The 22057-nt window shown below is 56.2% G+C and carries 23 protein-coding genes; 9 read left to right on the top strand and 14 right to left on the bottom strand.

What is annotated here, in order from left to right:
• The first annotated feature begins 57 nt into the window (after positions 1-57).
• On the top strand, positions 58-468 hold the full coding sequence (gene hiuH, locus EGK14_RS13325) for a hydroxyisourate hydrolase (protein ID WP_370256381.1): 411 nt from the start codon (positions 58-60) through the stop codon (positions 466-468).
• A gap of 100 nt (positions 469-568) precedes the next feature.
• Here hiuH and EGK14_RS13320 read toward each other — a convergent pair whose 3' ends face one another.
• The 4 genes from EGK14_RS13320 to EGK14_RS13305 all read right to left on the bottom strand — a co-directional run bounded on the left by EGK14_RS13320 (position 569) and on the right by EGK14_RS13305 (position 4986).
• Positions 569-1654 (bottom strand): DUF1176 domain-containing protein, encoded by a 1086-nt coding sequence (locus EGK14_RS13320; protein WP_125289580.1) that lies wholly within the window; start codon positions 1652-1654, stop codon positions 569-571.
• Positions 1655-2234: 580 nt separating this feature from the next.
• The gene (gene nudK, locus EGK14_RS13315; protein ID WP_125289579.1) at positions 2235-2816 is read right to left on the bottom strand and encodes a GDP-mannose pyrophosphatase NudK; all 582 of its coding nucleotides are present in this window, start codon (positions 2814-2816) and stop codon (positions 2235-2237) included.
• A 116-nt stretch (positions 2817-2932) separates the two neighbouring features.
• Complete coding sequence (ansP, locus tag EGK14_RS13310) at positions 2933-4402, bottom strand: L-asparagine permease (RefSeq protein WP_125289578.1); 1470 nt, start codon at positions 4400-4402, stop codon at positions 2933-2935.
• Positions 4403-4713: 311 nt separating this feature from the next.
• Positions 4714-4986 (bottom strand): YdgH/BhsA/McbA-like domain containing protein, encoded by a 273-nt coding sequence (locus tag EGK14_RS13305; RefSeq protein WP_125289577.1) that lies wholly within the window; start codon positions 4984-4986, stop codon positions 4714-4716.
• A gap of 111 nt (positions 4987-5097) precedes the next feature.
• Between EGK14_RS13305 and EGK14_RS13300 the strand changes: the two genes are divergently transcribed.
• The 3 genes from EGK14_RS13300 (at position 5098) to acrD (ending at position 10193) form a co-directional block, all read left to right on the top strand.
• On the top strand, positions 5098-5388 hold the full coding sequence (locus EGK14_RS13300) for a hypothetical protein (protein WP_125289576.1): 291 nt from the start codon (positions 5098-5100) through the stop codon (positions 5386-5388).
• A complete protein-coding gene (locus tag EGK14_RS13295) occupies positions 5382-6896 on the top strand; it encodes a type IV pili methyl-accepting chemotaxis transducer N-terminal domain-containing protein (protein WP_125289575.1) in 1515 nt (504 codons plus the stop codon). Before EGK14_RS13300 ends, EGK14_RS13295 begins: the two co-directional genes overlap by 7 nt.
• Positions 6897-7076: 180 nt before the next feature.
• A complete protein-coding gene (acrD, locus tag EGK14_RS13290) occupies positions 7077-10193 on the top strand; it encodes a multidrug efflux RND transporter permease AcrD (protein ID WP_125289574.1) in 3117 nt (1038 codons plus the stop codon).
• Between the two features lie 94 nt (positions 10194-10287).
• Here the strand turns inward: acrD and ypfM are convergent, their stop codons facing one another.
• Entirely contained in the window at positions 10288-10350 is a 63-nt protein-coding gene (ypfM, locus tag EGK14_RS21165) for a protein YpfM (protein ID WP_148101251.1), read from the bottom strand.
• 415 nt (positions 10351-10765) lie between these two features.
• Positions 10766-10960 (bottom strand): hypothetical protein, encoded by a 195-nt coding sequence (locus EGK14_RS13285; RefSeq protein ID WP_125289573.1) that lies wholly within the window; start codon positions 10958-10960, stop codon positions 10766-10768.
• A 132-nt stretch (positions 10961-11092) separates the two neighbouring features.
• Here EGK14_RS13285 and EGK14_RS13280 point away from each other — a divergent pair, with 132 nt between their 5' ends.
• From EGK14_RS13280 to EGK14_RS13270, 3 genes are read left to right on the top strand one after another with little or no spacing between them, the layout of a single operon-like run.
• Positions 11093-11452 (top strand): ArsC family reductase, encoded by a 360-nt coding sequence (locus EGK14_RS13280; protein ID WP_125289572.1) that lies wholly within the window; start codon positions 11093-11095, stop codon positions 11450-11452.
• Between the two features lie 2 nt (positions 11453-11454).
• Complete coding sequence (dapE, locus tag EGK14_RS13275) at positions 11455-12582, top strand: succinyl-diaminopimelate desuccinylase (RefSeq protein WP_125289571.1); 1128 nt, start codon at positions 11455-11457, stop codon at positions 12580-12582.
• 9 nt (positions 12583-12591) lie between these two features.
• Positions 12592-12780 (top strand): YpfN family protein, encoded by a 189-nt coding sequence (locus EGK14_RS13270; protein ID WP_125289570.1) that lies wholly within the window; start codon positions 12592-12594, stop codon positions 12778-12780.
• 24 nt (positions 12781-12804) lie between these two features.
• Here the strand turns inward: EGK14_RS13270 and EGK14_RS13265 are convergent, their stop codons facing one another.
• From EGK14_RS13265 to dapA, 5 genes are all read right to left on the bottom strand, one after another.
• Positions 12805-14823 (bottom strand): tRNA(Met) cytidine acetyltransferase TmcA, encoded by a 2019-nt coding sequence (locus tag EGK14_RS13265; RefSeq protein ID WP_370256379.1) that lies wholly within the window; start codon positions 14821-14823, stop codon positions 12805-12807.
• Between the two features lies 1 nt (position 14824).
• Positions 14825-15682 carry a neutral zinc metallopeptidase gene (locus EGK14_RS13260; protein WP_125289569.1) on the bottom strand — a complete coding sequence of 286 codons (858 nt, stop codon included), beginning with the start codon at positions 15680-15682 and terminating at the stop codon, positions 14825-14827.
• A gap of 169 nt (positions 15683-15851) precedes the next feature.
• Positions 15852-16565, bottom strand: a complete 714-nt coding sequence (purC, locus tag EGK14_RS13255) for a phosphoribosylaminoimidazolesuccinocarboxamide synthase (RefSeq protein WP_125289568.1) — start codon at positions 16563-16565, stop codon at positions 15852-15854.
• 164 nt (positions 16566-16729) lie between these two features.
• On the bottom strand, positions 16730-17761 hold the full coding sequence (gene bamC / locus EGK14_RS13250) for an outer membrane protein assembly factor BamC (protein ID WP_125289567.1): 1032 nt from the start codon (positions 17759-17761) through the stop codon (positions 16730-16732).
• Positions 17762-17776: 15 nt separating this feature from the next.
• Positions 17777-18655 carry a 4-hydroxy-tetrahydrodipicolinate synthase gene (dapA, locus tag EGK14_RS13245; RefSeq protein ID WP_125289566.1) on the bottom strand — a complete coding sequence of 293 codons (879 nt, stop codon included), beginning with the start codon at positions 18653-18655 and terminating at the stop codon, positions 17777-17779.
• A 158-nt stretch (positions 18656-18813) separates the two neighbouring features.
• Between dapA and EGK14_RS13240 the strand changes: the two genes are divergently transcribed.
• Both EGK14_RS13240 and bcp read left to right on the top strand, forming a co-directional pair.
• Positions 18814-19425: a glycine cleavage system transcriptional repressor gene (locus EGK14_RS13240; RefSeq protein WP_125289565.1), complete on the top strand. Its 612-nt coding sequence runs from the start codon at positions 18814-18816 to the stop codon at positions 19423-19425.
• Complete coding sequence (bcp, locus tag EGK14_RS13235; protein ID WP_125289564.1) at positions 19385-19852, top strand: thioredoxin-dependent thiol peroxidase; 468 nt, start codon at positions 19385-19387, stop codon at positions 19850-19852. The genes EGK14_RS13240 and bcp overlap by 41 nt, the downstream gene beginning before the upstream one ends.
• Before the next feature lie 51 nt (positions 19853-19903).
• Here bcp and EGK14_RS13230 read toward each other — a convergent pair whose 3' ends face one another.
• The 3 genes from EGK14_RS13230 to EGK14_RS13220 form a co-directional block, all read right to left on the bottom strand.
• Complete coding sequence (locus tag EGK14_RS13230) at positions 19904-20194, bottom strand: hypothetical protein (protein WP_125289563.1); 291 nt, start codon at positions 20192-20194, stop codon at positions 19904-19906.
• 1 nt (position 20195) lies between these two features.
• Positions 20196-20756 (bottom strand): peptidoglycan-binding domain-containing protein, encoded by a 561-nt coding sequence (locus tag EGK14_RS13225; protein WP_125289562.1) that lies wholly within the window; start codon positions 20754-20756, stop codon positions 20196-20198.
• Between the two features lie 197 nt (positions 20757-20953).
• Positions 20954-22027 (bottom strand): AI-2E family transporter, encoded by a 1074-nt coding sequence (locus EGK14_RS13220; protein ID WP_125289561.1) that lies wholly within the window; start codon positions 22025-22027, stop codon positions 20954-20956.
• Positions 22028-22057 lie beyond the last annotated feature (30 nt).

The following is a 22057-nucleotide window of genomic DNA, read 5'->3' as shown; positions in this document are numbered from 1 at the left end:
GGTTGTTTGTGTTTGTTCTGGGTTATAAAGAGGAATATTCAAACAGGAGAAGTCATGATGAAACAGTATTTCAACGTGGCGGCGCTGGCGCTGGCCCTCACCGCTTCTGCCTCCGCAATGGCCGCTGAGCAGAATCTTTTAAGCGTACACGTGCTGAACCAACAAACCGGCAAACCGGCACCGAATGTGGAAGTTACGCTGGAGCAGAAGCAGGACGCGGGCTGGAAATTCCTTAACAAGGCCAGCACCGATAAGGATGGACGCATTAAACAGTTCTGGCCTGCACAGCCTGCGGCTACCGGCGATTACCGCGTCGTATTTAAAACCGGACGCTATTTTAGCGAGCAAAAGCAGGAGAGCTTCTTCCCGGAGATCCCGGTAGAGTTTCATATCAGCAACACGACCGAGCATTATCATGTGCCGCTGCTGCTTAGCCAATACGGCTACTCAACCTATCGCGGCAGCTGATCGCGTAAACGGGCGCCTCACCGGGCTGGGGCGCCGCAATGCCGACAGGCGTGATTTTTGATTTTGCGGCGGTCGGGAAAGCCTGGTGACTAAAGCCTTTTCAATCCATAGCCGCCTGCTCTGGCGCAGACGGCATATCCCTTTTACTGGTCCAGAGCGTCGGCCAGTCGTCGCTGCCGTGCCACGCATCGCAGGTTCCTTCTTCCGCATATTCCGTCAGCACAAACTCACGCCCGTCATACTGCCAGCGGGTAGCCGTGCCGCAGTCGCCAAGACCTCTTCCTTTGCCAAACGTCAGCAGCTCGCCGCGACTGGCATCGTAATCGGCATTGATGAGTTCCAGCTTTTTTTCTCCATGACGCGGCGGCGTAAAAGGCAAGGTCAGAGTCAGTCCTCTGGCCATATAAGGCTGGCTGCGCGTGACCTCGAAAGCAAGATCGATAACGTTATAGGCGCCCATTTCACAGCTGACCAGCAGCAGAGCTTTTTTATCGTTCAGCGGCGCGACGCTGACCTGTCGACGCTGAGGATCCAACGAGCAGCGATCGGTATTGACGCGCCAGGTGCCGTAATCCAACAGGCCGGTGGTTTCTTCACGCGTCAGGGCGGGCGGCACCGGTTGCGAACGGGGAGCTTCGGGGAAATCGGGCGGCGGCGGCACGTCCATTGCCGGACGTTCGCCCTTTTTAATCCAGGCGCTCATGCCGTTGACCCGGCCCTGGATATCATCCATCAGCAGCAGCGCCGCTTTCAGGCCATGCAGCGAAATAGTGGCGCGCGGCCGATAAAGCAGCTGTAGATTATCCGCGTCCATCACCAGCGACAGAAACTCATTGATGGAGATAGCATGGCCGGTAGAAAGGTGATGCGGCTGAACCTCCCAATGTTTTAAATCGGGCTTCAGCCGCTGGCCGTCCAGCAGCAGATTGTCCTGCAAAGGTGCGCCGCTTAGCCTGCCGGTATAGCGACTGCCGTAATCAATGCGCAGAAAAGGCCGATCGTTAACCCCGGCATGACGGCTGATGGTCATCACCAGCCCGTTGACGCCCGGCACGCTCCGGGCCACGCAATAGTTCTGGTTATTACAGGTTATCTGCCAGTCAGAAAAGGTTTTTTGCAGGGGTTCGGCATGCAGTCCGGCGGCAAAAAACAGCAGCGCCAAAGGTAACTTTATCCAATAATGCATCGATACCCGTATCCCCGAATGACAGTTAAGCAGTAAGCATAGCGTAGCGGTTAACGCCCGGCACAATTAAATCAGCCGCAGCGCATTAAAAGAAGAGTTACCCGCTTTAATTATATTGAACTTTATGTGCAGGCGGCTCAATCAGATAAATCGGACAAGGAAAAAAGCGCCGCAGGGCCGTCAAAAAATCGCTTATTATCGGATGAAAATAAAGTTATTTTGTTTGGACAGCATTAAACCTGAGGTAATAGTGTGAGCTTTATCACCTTTTTTATGCCATGCGGCAAAGCCTGTGCGACGGCGGCCATCTGTCCGAATAAGATGATTAAGCCTGAAATTTCATCGCTTAAGCAGATAGTTCTGAGGCCATCCTGAATAGCCTGCTCAGAGACGCATCCGAAAAGTTTATTATCCTCCCCGTTTAGCTTAAATTTATGCCATCGTCTGCGAAGTGATTAAATAAATTATTAACTGAAGTTAACCCGCAAAAACTAAGGTTAATATTTACGGGTTATTTTATTTATTGAGCCGGGCATTTTTATCTTATTAAGCCCCGCTGTTAACCATAAGGCCGTCATTTTTAACCCAGCGTTAACCAGCCTTCAATCAGCGCATACTGGAGCAGCATCACCGTTTTAGCATCTTTAATCTGTCCTGTTTTCACCCTGCTCCAGGCGTCGGGAAAGCTCAGCTCCATCACGTCAATATCTTCATCGTCAACGCCGCCGCCTGCCGTGGCCCGCAGCGAATCGTTATACTCTGCGGCAAAAAAATGCAGCCGTTCGGTTACCCCCCCTGGCGACATATAAAGATCGTAAAGCTTGACCACTTCTCCCACTTCGTAGCCGGTTTCTTCAACCGCTTCCTTACGTATACAGATTTCCGGCGAGTCATCGTCCAGCAAGCCGGCGCAGGTTTCGATTAGCAGGCCGCTGTCATTGCCGTTCAGCCAGGTGGCGATACGAAACTGACGGGTCAGTACCACGCTGTTTTTTTCACGGTTGTAAAGCAGGATAGTGGCGCCGTCGCCGCGATCGTAAACTTCGCGTTTATGACGCAGGGTTTCTCCATTTTTCGTCGTAAGGTCATAGGTGAAGTTGCGCAGCAGGAACCAATTTTCCGACAGGATTTTATCTTTGATCACTTCGACTTTAACTGACATACAGGCTCCGTTGCCTTTAGCGAAAGTGAGCCATCATAAAGCCTGCCTCAGGGGAAAACTATCAGCAGACATAAAAAAGGCGGCCACCGGGGCCGCCTTTTATTGCTGTTTCAGCTTCAGCGCGTTGTCTCTTCCGCCACGTGATCGTGCTCGGTCTGCGCGATTTGGTTAGCGCGTTTACGCACGCCAAACCAGCCCAGTACCAGCACGACGGCGATCAGCGGCACGGCGGCGATAGTGTAGGTGCCGTTCGGATAGTCAAACGCCATCAGCACCAGTACGCTGGCCAGGAACAGCAGCGTCAGCCAGGAGGTAAACGGCGCCCACGGCAGCTTAAAGCTGACGTCTTCCGCGCGGCCTTCTTTAATCGCCTTACGCAGACGCATCTGGCAAACCACAATAAAGGCCCAGGAAGAAATAATCCCTAATGAAGCGATATTCAGCACGATTTCGAACACGCGCGAAGGCACGATATAGTTCAGCCAGACGCCCACGATATAGACGGCTATGGTAACCAGGATCCCCATATAAGGCACCTGTTGACCGCTCATTTTAGAGAGGAACTTTGGCGCCGATCCGCCCATGGACATCGAGCGCAGAATACGGCCGGTAGAATAGAGGCCAGAGTTCAGGCTGGAAAGCGCTGCGCTGAGCACCACGATATTCATGATGCTGCCGATATAGGGCACGCCCAGCTTCGAGAAAAAGGTCACAAACGGACTTTGCCCCGCCTGATAGGCGTTCCATGGCAGCAGCAGCACCAGCAGCACTACCGAGCCGACATAAAACAGGCCGATACGCCAGATCACGCTGTTGATCGCTTTCGGCAGCATGGTCTTCGGATCTTTACACTCTCCCGCCGCCGTGCCGACCAGCTCAATAGAGGCGAAGGCGAAAACGACGCCCTGCACCAGCACCAGCGCAGGCAGCAAACCGTGCGGGAAGAAGCCGCCGTTATCGGTAATCAAGTGGAAGCCGGTGGCGTTGCCGTCCAGCGGCTTGCCGCTGCCAAGAAATACCACGCCCACAATCAGGAAAAGCGCGATAGCCAGCACCTTAACCAGCGCAAACCAGAACTCCATTTCGGCAAACCATTTGACGCCGATCATGTTCATGGTGCCGACGATAGCCAGCGCGCCCAGCGCGAATACCCACTGTGGCACGTCGCCAAACGCGCCCCAGTAGTGCATATAAAGCGCTACGGCGGTGATATCCACGATCCCGGTCATCGCCCAGTTCACAAAGTACATCCAGCCTGCGACATATGAGGCTTTTTCGCCCAGGAACTCGCGTGCATAAGAAACGAAGCTGCCGCTGGAGGGACGATGTAAAACCAGCTCGCCCAACGCGCGGAGTATAAAGAAAGAGAAGATGCCGCATACCAGGTAGACGATAGCCAGCGCCGGACCGGCAATTTGTAGTCGTGCGCCCGCGCCCAGGAACAGGCCTGTACCAATAGCCCCGCCGATAGCAATCATCTGCACGTGGCGATTGTCCATCGCTTTGTGATAGCCGGAATCATGAGAATTTAACCAACGTCTTCTTGCGGCGCGCTTGTCTGCTACCGCTTTTTTATCAGCTTTCATTTTCTTTCCTAATTATCCTGTCCACAGTGATACGGCTACCATTCCCGGGCGACCTGATTTCTGTTGCGCTAACCAAACGATTGCGTTGCCCGCAGGCGTTCGGGCGTTTTCCCCTCTTCCTGTAGTTATTGTGTTGACGGAAGCGGGAAAATCACGGCGATGCATCCTAACCGTTCTGTAAAGCCGACGCAAAAAATCTGTAGGCGAAATCGTGAGGTTTTGTGACTTCCATCAGAGGAGGCAAAAAAAAACCGACCGCTCAAGACGGTCGGTTCTCCAACAGGGAAAGGCTACATGGGACAGGAAAGGTTCTAGCGGTAAATCTCGGCGTTGCCGCTCCACAGGCTGGAGTCGCCGGGGGTGTCGGCACGGATCACACGATAGTGGCTGGCGCCCATCTCTTCGGCTTTTTGCGCCAGCTGCGCAGTAGCATCATCCAGCGAGCCGGTCACGCCGGTCACCGAAACCGTGCCCATTTGTTGCAGATTTTGACTCTGTTCCGTGCTGACCTGGGTGGCGGCCAGCGTTGAAAATGAGGTGGCGGCCAGAATGGCAGCGGCAATCGTTGCAGGTAGTTTATTCATAGTTAGCTCCTTATCCGGATTAGCGGATAGCATGATTCGGGATACGGCGTTAACTATGGTGGATGGGTTGCAAAGCAGGGTAAGCACGCGGTAAAAGCGTTAAAGGAATGTGTGCATGGCAAACATTTATACAAAGAAGCGTCAATGAAAGTTACTTTTTCTGCAGGATGTAACTTTGTATTAATGCGCAGCGCGGTTTCACGACACCTTTTTAACTTTACCCGCCGCCGCGTCTGGCTTCAAGCGTGCGACCGCACACTTTTGATCTTTCGCAAAGCGCCGGCGTTCGTTCGCTGCTCCGCGTGGGAAAAAGCTTATACTGCGGCAGGCCTTACCTGGCTGACGCTGGCGGATGACGCTATCCGCAGCGTTAACGGCCTTTACGGGAGCATTGCATGTTAAAACGTTCCGTTACCCGCAGCCTGGCCCGCGCGCTGTTCGCTATCGTGCTGCTGGCCGTGTGCTGTTCTTTTCTGGCGCTGCTGACGCTTTCAGCCAGCCTGCGCGATGCCGAGGCGCTCAATATGGCCGGTTCGCTGCGCATGCAGAGCTACCGTCTGGCGCTGGACGCCGCAACACGCTCGCCCTCGCTGGACAGCGATATCCTCAGCTATCAGCAGTCGCTTCAGGCGCCGGTGCTGCTTTCGCTGCAGCATGCCTGGGTGCCAAACAATGTTAAAGCGCGCTATCACGAAATGCTGACGGCCTGGCAAAAGCTACAGCCCGAACTGACCAGCGACGATGGTCACCGCTTCCGGCAGCATGTCCCGCACTATGTCGCGCAGATAGATGGGTTTGTGCTTGCCCTGCAGCGCTGGGCGGAGCTGAAAATGAAACTGGTGACGGCTGCCTGTCTGCTGGGCTTTATTGCGATTGCCTTGCTGGCGAAAGCCTTTGCCCGCATGTCGGGCGATTTGGAAAAACAGTATCTGTGGCTTGAACAGGCGGTTAAAGAGCGAACCGGCGATCTGCGCCAGGCGAATCGCCGCCTGAAACTGCTTTATCGCTGCTCCGAAATGCTGCGTGGACACGATAAAGCCTATGCGCAGGTGCTTGAGCTGGCGAAAGAGCATGAAAATCTGCCGATTATCGCTCTGGACGTGGCGCCTCGCTGGCAGCTGACCGCAGGCCTGGAGGATAAAGGCCTCGCCTGGCACAGCCTGCCGCTGGAGCAGACGCAAGGGGGGGTGCTGCGCTGGCAGGCGAGTGCCAGCGAACCCTCGCTGATGCAGGGGCTGGCGACGATGCTGGGCCGCTCGTTACAGCTGGACGACGCCGAAGAAAAAGGCCGCCATTTGCTGCTGATGGAAGAGCGCGCCACTATCGCCAGAGAGCTGCACGATTCCCTGGCGCAGTCGCTGGTTTACCTGCGCATTCAGCTGGCGCGGCTGAAGCGCGTGGTCGACAAAGAGACGCCGCCGGCGGCTATCGTCGGCGAAATCGATGTGGCGCTGGCCGAGGCCAATCGCCAGCTGCGCGAACTGCTGACCACTTTTCGTCTGTCGGTGGAGCCGGCCGACCTCACAACCGCGCTGGGACAGGTCGTCGCGCAGCTTAACCGGCAAACGGAAACGGATATTAAGCTTATCAGCGAGGCGCGGCAGCAGCGTCTGAATGCGCAACAGCAGGTACATGTTTTACAAATTGTCCGGGAAGCGCTGCTCAACGCTATCCGCCACGCGCGCGCCAGCGACATTGCGGTAAGCGTTACGCAGTCGGCCGCCGATTTGCTACAGATAGAGATCAGCGATAACGGCCAGGGATTTCGCCTGGCCGACGCCAAACCCGGCCACTACGGTTTGGCTATAATGCAGGAGCGAGCAAAAAGTCTGAACGCGCAGCTGGACATCACCCCGCAGGCGCAAGGCGGCACGCAGGTGCTCCTCCGTTTTGTGCCGGACAAAAGCTAAGGCGCGCGGCGCTGGAATTTTGCATGGTAATTTACATTTTATCCTCATTTTCTCCACGATTCCGCCAGGGACGCCGGGTAAAGTGAAACGCTCTGCTTAAACGCTTTGTTACGGGCAGCGATGCATTCTGCACGGTGTCGCCCGGTCGTAACCTTTCCCGACGCTAGCCTGGAGCCGCTGATGGCGAATTTTTTTATCGATCGCCCCATATTTGCGTGGGTGATAGCGATTTTGCTGTGTCTGACCGGTACTCTGGCTATTTTTTCGCTGCCCGTAGAGCAATATCCGGCGCTGGCGCCGCCTAACGTCCGTATTACCGCTAACTATCCCGGCGCTTCCGCGCAGACGCTGGAAAATACGGTTACCCAGGTAATCGAGCAGAATATGACCGGCATCGATAACCTGATGTACATGTCTTCGCAGAGCAGCAATACCGGCCAGGCGACGATTACGCTGACTTTCGTCGCGGGCACCAATCCCGACGAGGCGCGCCAGCAGGTGCAAAACCAGCTGCAAACCGCGCTGCGCAAGCTGCCTCAGGCCGTGCAGTCTCAGGGAGTGACGGTAACCAAAACCGGCGACACCAATATCCTGATGGTGGCCTTCGTCTCTACCGACGGCAGCATGGACAAACAGGACATTGCGGATTACGTCGCCAGCAACGTGCAGGATCCGTTGAGCCGCATCGACGGCGTGGGCCAGGTAGACGCCTACGGCTCGCAATACGCCATGCGGATCTGGCTCAATCCTGACAAATTGATCGACTATGCGCTGACCACCTCCGATATCGTCAGCGCCATCGAATCGCAAAACAGCCAGGTCGCCGTAGGCCAGCTGGGCGGCCTGCCTTCCGTAGAACGCCAGGCGCTCAACGCTACTATTAACTCTCAGTCGTTACTGACCACGCCCGAGCAGTTCCGTCAGATTACGCTGCGCGTAAACCAGGATGGTTCGGCGGTGCGGCTGGGCGACGTGGCGCAGGTGGCATTGGGCGCGGAAAAATATGACTATCTGAGCCAGTACAATGGCCAGGCCGCTTCGGGTCTGGGCGTGAAGCTGGCTTCGGGCGCGAACGAGCTGCAAACGGACAGGCTGGTCAGAGCGCGGATCGCAGAACTTTCCCACTATTTCCCGCCCGGCCTTAAGGCGGAGATCGCTTATGAAACCACGCCTTTCGTGGTCGCCTCTATCGAGGACGTGGTGAAAACGCTGCTGGAGGCCATCGTCCTGGTGTTCGTAGTGATGTACCTGTTTTTGCAGAATTTTCGCGCCACGCTGATTCCCACTATCGCCGTGCCTGTGGTGCTGCTTGGCACCTTCGCCATTCTCTCCGCCTGCGGGTTCAGTATCAACACGCTAACGATGTTTGCAATGGTGTTGGCGATCGGCCTGCTGGTGGACGACGCGATTGTGGTGGTGGAAAACGTCGAGCGAATCATGAGTGAGGAAGACCTGTCGCCGCGCGAGGCCACACGTAAGTCGATGGGGCAAATTCAGGGCGCGCTGGTGGGGATAGCGCTGGTGCTCTCCGCCGTTTTCGTGCCGATGGCCTTTTTTGGCGGCACCACCGGCGCGATTTACCGGCAGTTTTCCATCACTATCGTTTCCGCGATGGTGCTTTCCGTGCTGGTGGCGATGGTGCTGACGCCCGCTCTTTGCGCCACGCTGTTAAAACCGCTTACGCCGGGCGCACATCATGAACCACGAGGATCCTTCGGCTGGTTTAACCGCACCTTTAACCGTAACGCAGATCGCTATAAGCGCGGCGTAGGGCGCATCGTGGCGAAAGCGGGACGCTGGCTGCTGCTCTATGTGCTGCTTATCGCCGGTATGGCGCTGCTTTTCCTGCATCTGCCGACCTCTTTTCTGCCGCTGGAAGATCGCGGCGTCTTTACCACTCAGGTGCAGCTACCGCCAGGATCCACGCTGCAACAGACGAATAAAGTGGTGAATAAAGTTGAGCAATATTATCTGACTCAGGAAAAGGATAACGTGCTGTCGGTGTTTTCAACCATCGGCGCCGGGCCAGGCGGCAACGGGCAGAACGTGGCGCGCATGTTTGTGCGGCTGAAAGACTGGCGGGATCGGCCGGGCGAGGACAACAGCTCGTTTGCCATTATTGAACGCGCGACCGCGGCCTTTAAAAACGTTCGCGAGGGCCGGGTTATTGCCAGCAGCCCGCCCGCCATCACGGGCATGGGCAACTCGGCCGGTTTTGATATGGAATTACAGGATCATGCCGGTCTGGGTCACGACGCGCTGATGCAGGCTCGCGATCGGCTGCTGACGATGGCGGAGAGCAATCCGTCACTGGCTCGCGTGCGTCATAACGGGCTGGACGATACGCCGCAGCTGCGGATCGATATCGATTGGCACAAGGCGCAGGCGCTGGGCGTGTCCGTGGATGATATCAACGATACGCTCACCACCGGCTGGGGATCGACCTATGTTAATGACTTTCTCGATCGCGGGCGCGTAAAAAAAGTCTACGTTCAGGCGGCCGCACCTTTCCGCATGTTGCCGGACGATATCAATAAATGGTACGTACGCAACAGCAGCGGCGGCATGGTGCCCTTTTCCGCTTTCGCCAGCACCCGCTGGGAAACCGGCTCGCCGCGTCTGGAACGCTATAACGGCTACTCGTCGGTAGAAATCGTTGGCGAACCCGCTCAGGGCGTCAGCACCGGCACCGCTATGGACAGCATGGAGCAACTGGTCAGCAAGCTGCCGACCGGTTTTGGCGTGCAGTGGACCGGCGCGTCGTTTCAGGAGCGGATGAGCGGCTCTCAGGCGCCCGCGCTCTATGCCATTTCTCTGCTGGTGGTTTTTCTTTGTCTGGCGGCGCTTTATGAAAGCTGGTCGGTGCCTTTCTCCGTAATGCTGGTCGTACCGCTGGGCGTAGCAGGCGCGCTGGCGGCGACCTGGCTGCGCGGGCTGGAAAACGACGTCTATTTCCAGGTAGGGCTGCTGACGGTGATCGGGCTGTCGGCGAAAAACGCCATTCTTATCGTGGAGTTTGCTAACGAGATGAACAGTAAAGGACGCGATTTGCTGGAGGCGACGCTGGAAGCCTCGCGTCAACGCCTGCGCCCTATTCTGATGACGTCGCTGGCCTTTATTTTTGGCGTGCTGCCGATGACCGTCGGCAGCGGCGCAGGCTCCAGCAGCCAGCATGCGGTAGGCACGGGCGTGATGGGCGGGATGATTGCCGCCACCGTGCTGGCGCTGTTTTTCGTGCCGATTTTCTTTGTGCTGGTACGCCGACGCTTTCCGTTAAAGGAGAGGCCGGTCGCATAAAAGAGCAAAGGCAGCCGGAAGGCTGCCTTTTTTAAATTCGGTTACTGTAGGTAAAGCTTGCTGGCACACTGCCGGGCTTTTCTTTATGAATGTGTTACTTACGAGTCAACATCGTTTCGATAAAGTCTTTCCAGTTCCCCAGTTCTAAATCAATCATACATCACCTCTCTCGTTGTGTTGTGGTCATTATAGGATTATTCCTAAGGCAAAGTGAACAACTTTCGGCCATGGACAGGGGTGTAAAATTAAGAATTATCTTAAAATGTGCGGCCGCGCACATTTCTTATCGGTTGATTTTTAAGAGAATTAATAGCCTGCTTATCATCAGGGAGCGCAGAATCGGCTAACCGCTTGATTAGGCTGACGTGACAGAAAAAAGCATTTGGCAAGACAAAAAGCGGGCTTCAGATACGAAGCCCGCGGTATGAGGCATCAGGCACGAAGTACAAGGTATGAAGCGCGCGGTAAGCAGTAAGCAGTAAGCAGTAGAAGGCAGGAGGCATGAAGCACAGGATACGAAGCATAAAACACGGGAAATTTTTGAGGGGGCCTGAAGCCCCCTCGCGCCTTTACTACTTCAACACAATAATTTTGTCGTAGCCGCCGCTCTCGCTGTCTATATGGGTTTTGGCATCGGGATGCTCGGCCAGTACCGCTTCAACGATGTGATTAAACTCATCGCAGCGGGTCTCTTTTTTTCTGGCGATCACAATTGTCGATTTCGTCTCTTCAACCGTATGGGCGGAAGACGCTTCCATATAGTTCATATTATCCCTCCCTCTCCTCTGTTCCTGGGTTTATGCCGTCTTCCGTGCCTCGCAGGCGTATCCATTGTAAACTCAGCGCCTGAGCAGTATCGAATATAGATGAAGCCCACAGAAAATAGAAGGGAACCCGCCATGCTGACGATGTACGGCATTAAAAACTGCGACACCATCAAAAAGGCACGAAAGTACCTGGACGCTAACGGTGTAGCTTACCAGTTTCACGACTATCGCGCAGACGGACTGGAGGCGGATTTGCTCCGGCGCTTCAGCGATACGCTGGGCTGGGAGGCGCTGCTGAACACGCGTGGAACCACCTGGCGCAAGCTGGATGAAGCGACGCGCAGCGCGGTAGACAACGCGGCTGCCGCGCAGCAGCTTATGCTGGCACAGCCGGCGATGATTAAACGCCCATTGCTCTGCCGGGCCGACGGCTCTATGCTGCTGGGTTTTAACGAAACCGCTTACTCATCTTTTATCGTGGAGAAGTCCTGATTATGTATTGTCCGGTCATTGAGCTGACGCAGCAGCTTATTCGTCGCCCTTCCCTCAGCCCGGATGATGCCGGTTGCCAGGCTGTGATGATCGAGCGCCTTAAGGCGCTGGGCTTTACCGTTGAATTGATGAATATTGGCGATACGCAAAATTTCTGGGCATGGCGCGGCGAAGGCGAAACGCTGGCGTTTGCCGGGCATACCGACGTGGTGCCCGCAGGTGACGCCAACCGCTGGATTAACCCGCCGTTTGAACCCGCCATCCGCGACGGCATGCTGTTTGGACGCGGCGCGGCGGACATGAAAGGCTCGCTGGCCGCCATGGTTGTCGCCGCCGAGCGTTTTGTTGCCGCCCATCCGCACCACAAGGGCCGCCTGGCCTTTCTGATTACCTCAGATGAAGAAGCCAGCGCCGTAAACGGCACGGTCAAAGTTGTCGAGACGCTGATGGCGCGCAACGAGCGCCTGGACTACTGCCTGGTCGGCGAGCCTTCCAGCACGGAAATCGTGGGCGACGTGGTGAAAAACGGCCGTCGCGGCTCGATGACCGCCAACCTGACCATTCATGGCGTACAGGGCCACGTCGCTTATCCGCACCTCGCTGATAATCCGGTACATCGCGCGCTGCCTGCGCTGAACGAGCTGACGGCGACAGAGTGGGATCGGGGCAACGAGTTTTTCCCGCCAACCAGCATGCAGATTGCCAATGTCCAGGCGGGAACCGGTAGCAACAACGTGATCCCCGGCGAGTTTTTCGTGCAGTTTAATTTTCGTTTCAGCACCGAGCTGACCGACTCGCTGATTAAACAGCGCGTACAGGAGCTGTTGGATCGACATCAGCTGCGCTATACGCTCGACTGGGTGATTTCCGGCCAGCCTTTTTTAACCTCCACCGGCAAGCTGGTCGAGGCGGTGGTAAACGCCGTTGAGCACTATAATGAGATCAAGCCGCAGCTGCTGACGACCGGCGGCACGTCCGACGGTCGCTTCATTGCCCGTATGGGCGCGCAGGTTGTGGAGTTAGGGCCGGTCAACGCCACCATTCACAAAATAAATGAGTGCGTTAAGGCCGCCGACCTCCAGCTGCTGAGTCGGATGTATCAGCGCATTATGGAACAATTGATAGCGTAAGGATTAAATATGGAATGGCTGAAAGAGTACTGGTGGTTGATAGGGATTGTGCTGATGGTGGGCATTCTGATGAATGTGTATAAAGACCTGAAGCGTATTGACCATAAAAAATATATGGATAACCGCCCGGATCTGCCGCCGCATCGTGATTTTAACGATAAATGGGACGATGAAGACGACTGGCCGAAGAAAAAATAAACGACAGGGGCGATGGCCCCTGTTTTAATTTGCGTCCGACTGCCCTGTCTTCATTATCTTTAGCCGCCATGCTTCTGCCCGCTCATTATCCAGCGCTGTCAGCGTCCGTTCCGCCTCCTGCCGCCAGCCGTTCAGCAACGCCTTACGCCCCGACAGGCCCGACAGTTTCACCAGCTCTGCCTGAGCCAGCCCTTCCGTCAGCGCGCCCTGTAATAACGGCAGCGGCTGCGGGGCGTTTTGCAGCAGTCGGCCCAGCGCGCCGATAGCGGCCTCGAACGAGCGCTGCGCCCACGCAAAGCCCGCCAGCTCGCGCCAGTCGTCCTCATCCAGGCTCGTGACCTCAACGTCCGGGTACGTCAACGCGACGTCATGAAGAAAAGGCCGCAGCCAGCGCCAGTCGCGCGCCAGGCGACGCTCCGCCCTGTCGGCCAGCGCCCTTCCCCGCTCGCTCAGCGGCTGTATCGCCATTGCGGTATGGCAGCCGCTGCTCGCTTCCGTTCGCGTGCCCACCCGCACCAGCCGAAACCCGCAGGCCTGCCAGAAACGCCATAGCGAGGGCGTATAGCCAAAACTGACCGAGAAAAAGTCCAGCCCTTCCGCCTGACTGACGCTGTGCCGCACCATCTCCCTGCCGACGCCCTGCCGCCGTAGCGCGGGCATTATGGCGATGCGGCTGATACGGCGTGAGCGCATCTGCGCCGCTTCCGGCCAGCCGCCGTGGGCCGCCAGCGACTGCGCCACCAGGTTACCTGCCGGACGACGCAGTCCCGCCCACACGGCCTGCGCCAGCTCCGCCGTTAATCCGCCTTCCTCTACCAGCCAGAGCGCGCCCTGAACTTTATCCGCCTGGAGCGCGGCGCTGAAGCGCATTCCCGGCGCGTCCATCATGCGCCGAAGATCGATCGGCGAAGTGCGGTAGTGCGCGCTGGCAAGCAGCTGATAAATCCCCTTCAGCACCGCCGGTTTTTTCTGCCATTCCGCCTGCTGCGGAAAACAAAAGCGCACCGGCGCGCTGACAATTTCAGGCTCCGCTTCGCTGAACAGCAAGGCGCGATCGATAAACTGCTCAAGCGGATCGTGCACCGACCAGCGTAAAGGCTGGTCGAGACGGCACAGCTTCGCGTTGGGCAGGCTGTCGCAGAACTTCAGCATAAAACCGCGCCCCGTTCCTTCATAACCCTGCAGGGTGGTGGTTAACAGCGTGCGCGGAAAAAGCCTGACCAGCTGCTCAAGCATCGGCGCGGGGATGGCCGCCGCTTCGTCAATCAGCAGCCAGTCAACATCCCGTGGACGCGCCTGCGGGCCGAGTGCCAGCAGCCTGTCCGGCGCGATAAAATCAAATGCGTCGCCCGCGTAGGTCGACAGCACCTCCGTGGCGGCTTTCGCGGGGGCGGAGATAAGTACACGGCCAGGCCAGCGGGCGGCAAGCAGCCCGGCAAGCGCGGATTTGCCTCGTCCTCGCGGCGCGGTGACCACGTAGATACCCGGTTTCGCCGTCAGCAATTGCGCCAACAGAGCCTGCTGCTGACCGTCGTCATCGGGCTGCCAGTCTGGCGCGACCTGCGGCGCAGGCAGCACGGGTGCCTGATGCTGGCAAAACCGCGCGGCCTGCGGATCGGCCAGTAGCAGCTTTTGCAGGCGGGAGACAAAATTGGGCGTGGCTATCGGCGTGTCGGTATCGCCCCAGCGCAGCGAATCTTTATCGGGTTGCGTTATCCAGCTGGCCCATTCCGGCACCAGCATCAGCAGCCAGCTTCCCGCTTTCAGCGTGCCCGCCAGCACCGCCAGCGCCTCGGCGTTGAAGCCGTGACGCGCGTCAAACACGGCGTGCAGAAACTCCTGCCCCAGCAGCGTCCGCACCGCTTCGGGCGCGCAGTGCAGTGGACTCTGCGGCGCATCGCCAAGCCACAGCCAGTCGCCGGGCAGCAGCGATAGCCACTGCTGCGCCTGCTGCTGGCACCACTCCGCCTCGCCGCTGATAACCATCAGCCTGCGCATTCCCTGCCGCTGTAGCTGCTCCGTTTGCGTAATGACGTCGCGCAGATCAGCCACTGAAAGTGTCACACTGGCCGGGATTGCCGCTGTCGAACCCTTTTTTAAACCAGCTGTAGCGCTGCTCCGAGGTGCCGTGGGTGAAACTGTCCGGCACCACGCGTCCCTGGCTTTTCTGTTGCAGACGATCGTCCCCGATCGCCTCGGCGGCGTTCAGCGCCTCCTGCAAATCGCCCGGCTCCAGCACGTTTTCCTGCTGCATATAGTGGCCCCAGACGCCGGCAAAGCAGTCGGCCTGTAGCTCCAGCTTCACGGAAAGCTGGTTCGCCTGCTTTTGGCCGCCCTGCTGCTGCAGCTGACGCACCTTAGGTTCAATACCCAGAAGATGCTGCACGTGGTGTCCGACCTCGTGCGCAACCACGTAGCCCTGCGCAAAGTCGCCATCGGCGCCAAGCTTGTTTTTCATTTCATCATAGAATGACAGATCGATGTAGACGGTGCTGTCGGTCGGGCAGTAGAACGGCCCCATCACGGACTGTCCCGTGCCGCAGCCGGTACGGGTTGCACCGCGATACATCACCAGCTTAGGTGGCGTATAGGTTTTGCCCATTTTCTCGAAGATTTTTTGCCAGGTGTCTTCCGTGGTGGCCAGCATCACCGAGGTGAATTTCGCCGCCTCGTCCTGCTGCGGCGTGCTTCGCTGCTGCTGTGAAGAGAGCGAGGTCGACTCGCCGGTCAACAAAGGCGTTAAATCGTAGCCGTAGTAGCCCGCAATCATCACCACGATCAGCAGAACGATGCCGCCTTTGCCGCGCGGAATACGCATCCGTCCCGCGCCCATTGAGTTACCACCGGATTCATTACGGCGATCTTCCACGTTATCGCTCTCACGGCGCCCTTGCCAACGCATACACTACCTCGGATTATGAACTGTTGGAGTGATTTTAGTCGCGCATAGCCGCTAACACCAGCCTTGCGGCGGCTGCAGGGCCGGAACGGAAAGGTATTTCAGAATAAAGGGAGGTTAACGCAGCAGGTAAGAAAAAAGCGGCCGTGGCGACACCCACGGCCGGGAAAAATCAGTCCAGCTTCACGCCCAGACGATTCGCCACTTCTTCATAGGCTTCAATCAGACCGCCCAGACTCTGGCGATAGCGATCTTTATCCATTTTATTCAGCGTCTCTTTGTCCCACAGGCGCGCGCCGTCCGGGGAAAACTCATCGCCCAGCGTGACTTCGCCGTGGAACAGGCCGAACTCAAGCTTGAAGTCCACCAGGATCAGACCGGCATCGGAGAAAAGCTGGCTCAGCACGTCGTTCGCTTTGTAGGTCAGCTCGCGCATACGCGCCAGATTCTCTTTGCTCACCCAGCCAAAGGTTTCGCAGTAGGATTCGTTGATCATGGGATCGTGACGCGCGTCGTCTTTTAAAAACAGATCGAACAGCGGCGGGTTAAGGACAGTGCCCTCTTCCACGCCCAGGCGCTTCACCAGCGACCCTGCCGCGCGGTTGCGCACCACGCATTCCACCGGCACCATTTCCAGCTTTTTGACCAGCGCTTCATTATCAGACAGCAGCGCCTCCATCTGGGTGGGGATGCCTGCGGCCGCCAGTTTGCTCATAATAAAGTGATTAAATTTATTGTTAATCATTCCTTTGCGGTCAAACTGTTCGATGCGCTCACCGTCCAGGGCTGATGTATCGTTGCGGAATTCGAGTATCAGCAGATCCGGATTTTCGGTGCTGTAAACGGTTTTCGCTTTGCCGCGATACAACTCAGCTTGCTTTTTCATCTCTTTACTCCAAACGTGAAATGCCCGGTGCTTTGCGCCTGCGAACAGGCCGAAACCGGTCGGGTATGAACTGTTGCGTCCATTGTATGATCGGACGCGAAAAAACCGAAGCAATCGATTACGCGGCAGCAAATAAAAAAGGCCGACGCGCGTCGGCCTTTCAATTATTTGTTAAATGCCGCCTGGAATACGGCGACCAGCGCATCGTTTTGCGACTGGGTCAGCGCATGGCCTTTTGGATCCAGGAACTGCAGGCTGCTGCGGTTATCCAGATCGCCGACCTGAAGCTTATAGTTGCCGTCGTTCAGCTCAGGGTCTTTCGCGCCAATGCTGTCCCAGGTCTCGCTGGACGGCGCGCTGTAGGTCACGTTCAGGCTGCCCTGCGGACGATTGCGGTCGGTAATCTTCATGCCCACGCGCTCCAGTGCGGTCGGCAGACGTTCCCAGACCAGGTTAAACGGCGCACGCACCACCAGCGTAGGCAGGCCGGTATCGTCCGCGCCGCTCTGCACGTTGATTTGCGCAGTGCTGCCTTTGACCGCCGCGTCGTCGCGAGAGGTAGCGATTTTATCCAGACCAGCGCTCAGCTCATTCAGCATCTGCGCGGTGTAGCGCTGCAGCTGGACGGGTGAAGTAACGGCTTTACCTTCCTGCTCCAGTTCCAGCAGCTTCACGCTCAGCGCCTGCTGATAGCCCTGCTGCTGCACGGCTATCTGGTAGCGGCCGCGATACTGATGATCTTCATCAGCGCGGTTCCACTGCACCCAGTCGGTGGTCAGCGTCTGGCTGCCGTCGGTGCGGCTGGCAATCGGATAGTTGCGCGTCTGCACTACCGTCACAACCTGCGGCCACAGCGCGCCGCTGGCGTTATCGACCAGCAGCACGCCGGAGTTGCCGGCAAACTGAGTGCGGGCGCCGTTGATCAGCGCCAGCGGCTGGGCCGGTGGACGGATATCCAGCTGCTTGCCGACGGCGCCTTTCGCGCTGGCGGAAGGAATATCAAAATCACCGTTTTGCAGCGGCAGGATCATCCCTGCTGGCGCTTGCAGCTCGTTGATATCCGCAGCTTTGAGGTAAGATTCGTCGCCGCTGACCTGGCGCTTGTAGCGCTGATCGCTCGAACATGCCGCCAGCAACATTACCAGCGACAGGCCAACCACTTTTGCGATTGCCGACTTTTGTACTGAGTAAGCCATTACTTCTCCCTAAATTTACAGCAGGCCTGCGTCTTTCAGTGCCTGCTCAACAACCGGACGACCGGCATCAGTCATCGGCGTCATTGGTAGACGCAGCGTATCGGTTGCAATTAATCCTAATTTTTTAGCCGCCCATTTTACCGGGACAGGATTAGGCTCAATAAATAGCTTCTGATGCAGAGGCATCAGACGCTGGTTAAGGCGGCGCGCTTCCCGGAAGTTGCCCTGCTGCGCAAGCGCACAGAGCTCCGCCATTTCGCGCGCGGCGATGTTGGCCGTTACGGAGATAACGCCCCTGCCGCCCAGCTGCATAAAGTCGAGGGCGGAAAGATCGTCGCCGCTGACCAGCACGAAATCGTCATCGACCAGCTCTTGGATCTGGCTAACCCGCGATAAGTTCCCGGTCGCCTCTTTGATTCCGATAATATTTTTGATCTTCGCCAGACGGCCTACGGTTTCCGGCAGCATATCGCAACCGGTACGCGACGGCACATTGTAGAGCATTTGCGGAAGATCGGTGCTTTCGGCGATGGCTTTAAAATGCTGGTACAGCCCTTCCTGGGTTGGACGATTGTAATATGGGGTGACGGTAAGGCAGCCAACCACGCCGCTGTTTTCAAAACGATGCGTCAGCGCGATACCTTCCGCCGTGGCGTTAGCGCCGGTACCGGCAATGATGGGAATGCGTCCGTCGGCCAGCTCCAGCGTCAGCATGACCACGTCACCATGCTCGTCGTGGCTTAATGTTGCCGATTCGCCCGTTGTTCCTACGGAGACAATTGCCGCTGTTCCGCTGGCAACATGATAATCAATCAGTTTTTTCAGACTTGCGCGACAGACGGACCCTTTGTCGTCCATCGGCGTAACGAGCGCAACAATACTTCCCGTAAACATTAGCCATCCCCTCCACAAACAAGTGCTTCATGGTACGTTTGACGGCCCACGAAAAGCAAGCGGGCAAGCCTGCCAGGCCCCTTGGCACAGGGTATTTTTTATGTTTACCTAAGAGTTATCACAATTGCTAATCACTGAGACGTACAGGAAGCATTATTTTGCCGCAGTCAGAGCAACATCACCTGGTTATTACCGCCGTGGGCGTCGACCGACCGGGGATTGTTAATACCATTACCCGCCACGTCAGCAGCTGCGATTGCAATATCGAAGACAGCCGCCTGGCCATATTGGGGGATGAGTTCACTTTTATTATGCTGCTTTCAGGAAGCTGGAACGCTATCGCGCTGATTGAATCGACGCTGCCGCTGAAAGGCGCCGAGCTGGAGCTGCTGATCGTGATGAAGCGCACCACCTTTCGCGAAAGGCCGCCCATGCCGGCTACCGTCTGGGTGCAGATTGAAGTCACCGACTCCGCGCATATTATCGAACGCTTTACCGATCTCTTTGATTCCCATCAGATGCATATTGCTGAACTGGTCTCACGCACGCAACCTGCGGCAGAAAATCAGCCGCCCTTGCTCTATATTCAAATTACCGCGCACAGTCCTGCCAGCCAGGATGCTGCCATTATTGAGCAGGCGTTTAACAGCCTCTGTACAGAGTTAAGTGCACAAGGCACTATTAGCGTCGTCCAGTATCCACAGCATGATGAAAAAACGGAGAATAGTGATGAATCCACTGAAAGCCGGCGATCCCGCACCCGTCTTTAGCTTACCCGACCAGGATGGCGAGCAGGTAAACCTGACCGACTTCCAGGGACAGCGCGTTCTGGTCTATTTTTACCCGAAAGCCATGACGCCGGGCTGCACCGTACAGGCGTGCGGTCTGCGCGACAGCATGGACGAGCTGAAAAAAGCGGGCGTGGAAGTGCTGGGCATCAGCACCGATAAACCGGAAAAACTCTCGCGTTTTGTCGAGAAGGAGCTGCTGAACTTCACGCTGCTGTCGGATGAAAATCATCAGGTTTGCGAGCAGTTCGGCATCTGGGGCGAGAAAACCTTTATGGGCAAAACCTATGACGGCATCCACCGCATCAGCTTCCTGATTGGTACCGACGGCAAAATCGAAAAAGTGTTTGATGATTTCAAAACCAGCAACCACCACGATATCGTGATGGACTATTTGCAATCGGCCTGATGGTGCAACGGGCGGTGTGATTACCGCCCATTGCGATAACGTTTTCTGATGTCAAAAATCGTAGTCATCCAGCTGTGCTTCAATCATTTTATTTCCATAATACCTTTTCTTTAATTTTTCCTTTTGTCTTCTGGCCTGGTCACAGACGGTTTCCACCTTCTTTTCTATCTCATTTTGGCGTGCCGCTGAAAGCGTACTGTCCCATTCGCCTGAGAAGTGCTGGCAATCTTCGGCGTTATCCAAAAATGCCTTCACATCTTTGGGTACAGATGGAGGCTTATTGGCATACGAACAACCGCAAACAGTAAAAGTAAAAACTAGACCAGCTAAGTGAGCTTTCATATTACCGCCCATCCGAGGACCAATGAGGTTTATCGCTTATACCACCACGGTATTTAATGACGCCAAATGTTTTCCCCACCTCATGAAGTTCTTTATTCATGCCGTCTTTCGGAAATGATCTGATAGTTAGCTTTTTTTTATTATTGTCTTCTATTATTAATATCCCAGACCAGGAAATGGCCATATCAATGGCTTTCCCTTCCGTATGCCGGCTTCTTAATGATGGCGCAACGTTCAGGTTTGTCATGCCAAATGCTGCCACCATTTCCGCTGCTGCGGCCAGGCTCTTATCCTGGGTATCATGGACCCATTTAATATCAACATTAGCGCGAGATGGAACAGCTTGAGGCTCTACTTTCCGCCTGTATATTTTCCATGACCAATGCATCAGATAAGCCCGTTCCGGAGGACGAAAAGCGGCATTAACACTTACTCTCGCATCCGCTTTTTCCAGAGCAGAAATAAAATGCCGAACATTGCTGCCAAAGTCAGGATTGAGATCGCCGATCCTGTTGCTGCCAACAAACTCTTTTACCCAATGTTTTCCGCTTAATCTTTCCATAAAAATCCTTTTGAAGAAGAGTTAAAGGGAGGGATTTAAAACAACCTAAAACATTACGCGTCCTTCCACGGAAAAACAACTTTAATTCATTATCCCTTTGCGGAATAGCAACTCGCTTATACAGCCAGTAATTTCATGAATAGCGCAACAAGAATTAATAGATAAAGAGAGGAGATATTCTCTCCTCTCTTTATTACCTATTTAAGCCCTGAACGTTCAGAATTCAGTTCATCAGGCCAGGCATGGAGCACCGCTTTCACCAGCGAGGCCAGCGGAATAGCGAAAAACACGCCCCAGAAGCCCCACAGGCCGCCAAAGATCACCACCGACAGAATAATCACCAGCGGATGCAGATTTACCGCTTCGGAAAACAGCACCGGCACCAGAATATTGCCGTCCAGCCCCTGAATAATCAGATAGACGATAATCATCGTCCAGAAATCGCCGCCCAGCCCCCACTGCGCCAGGCCCACGCCAATGACCGGCACGGTCACGGCCAGCGCGCCTATGTAAGGGATCAGTACCGACACGCCAACCAGCACCGCCAGCAGCAGCGCGTAGTTCATGCCGATAGCCAGAAAACCGATCCAGCTCGCCACGCCGACCACCACCATTTCCAGCACTTTGCCGCGAATATAGTTGGAAACCTGCTGATTCATCTCCAGCCAGACCTGTCCGGCCAGGCCGCGGTTACGCGGTAAAATGCGGCCGATCGCCGCCAGCATCTGCTCTTTATCCTTCAGCAGGAAGAACACCATCAGCGGCACCAGCACCAGGTAAATCGCCAGCGTCATCAGGCCCACCAGCGAAGCCAGAGAATAGCGCAGCAGCTGATCGCCGATACCGCTCAGCCTGGCGCGCAGGTTTTCCACCACGATATCGACCAGCCCGACATCTATCAGCGCCGGAAAACGCTCCGGCAGACGCGTGGCAAAGTGATACAGGCTGGTTAGCATCGTAGGCAGCTCGTGCGCTAAATTGATCCCCTGTTGCCAGGCGACGGGCGCCACGACCAGGATCAGCACCAGCACAATAGTGGCGAAGAAAATCAGCACGATAGTGGTGGCCCAGGCGCGCGAGCAGCCAAGCCGTTCCAGGCGCACCGTCGGCCACTCCAGCAGATAAGCGACAACCAGCGCCACCAGCAGCGGCGCCAGCAGGCCGTTAAAGAAGAAGAGGATGCCGAAAGCGGCGAGCAGTATCGCCAGCAGCGCGATAGCCTGGGGGTCGCTAAAGCGCCGGCGATACCACTGTAGTAGAAGATCCAGCATGGAAAAGTCCTGGCTTACTGAAGGAAGCCG

This window comes from Erwinia sp. 198 (assembly GCF_003937915.1).
Taxonomy (GTDB): Bacteria; Pseudomonadota; Gammaproteobacteria; order Enterobacterales; family Enterobacteriaceae; genus Erwinia; species Erwinia aeris.
The sequence above is the reverse complement of the archived record's forward strand: the minus strand, read 5'-3'. Positions and strand labels throughout refer to the sequence as shown.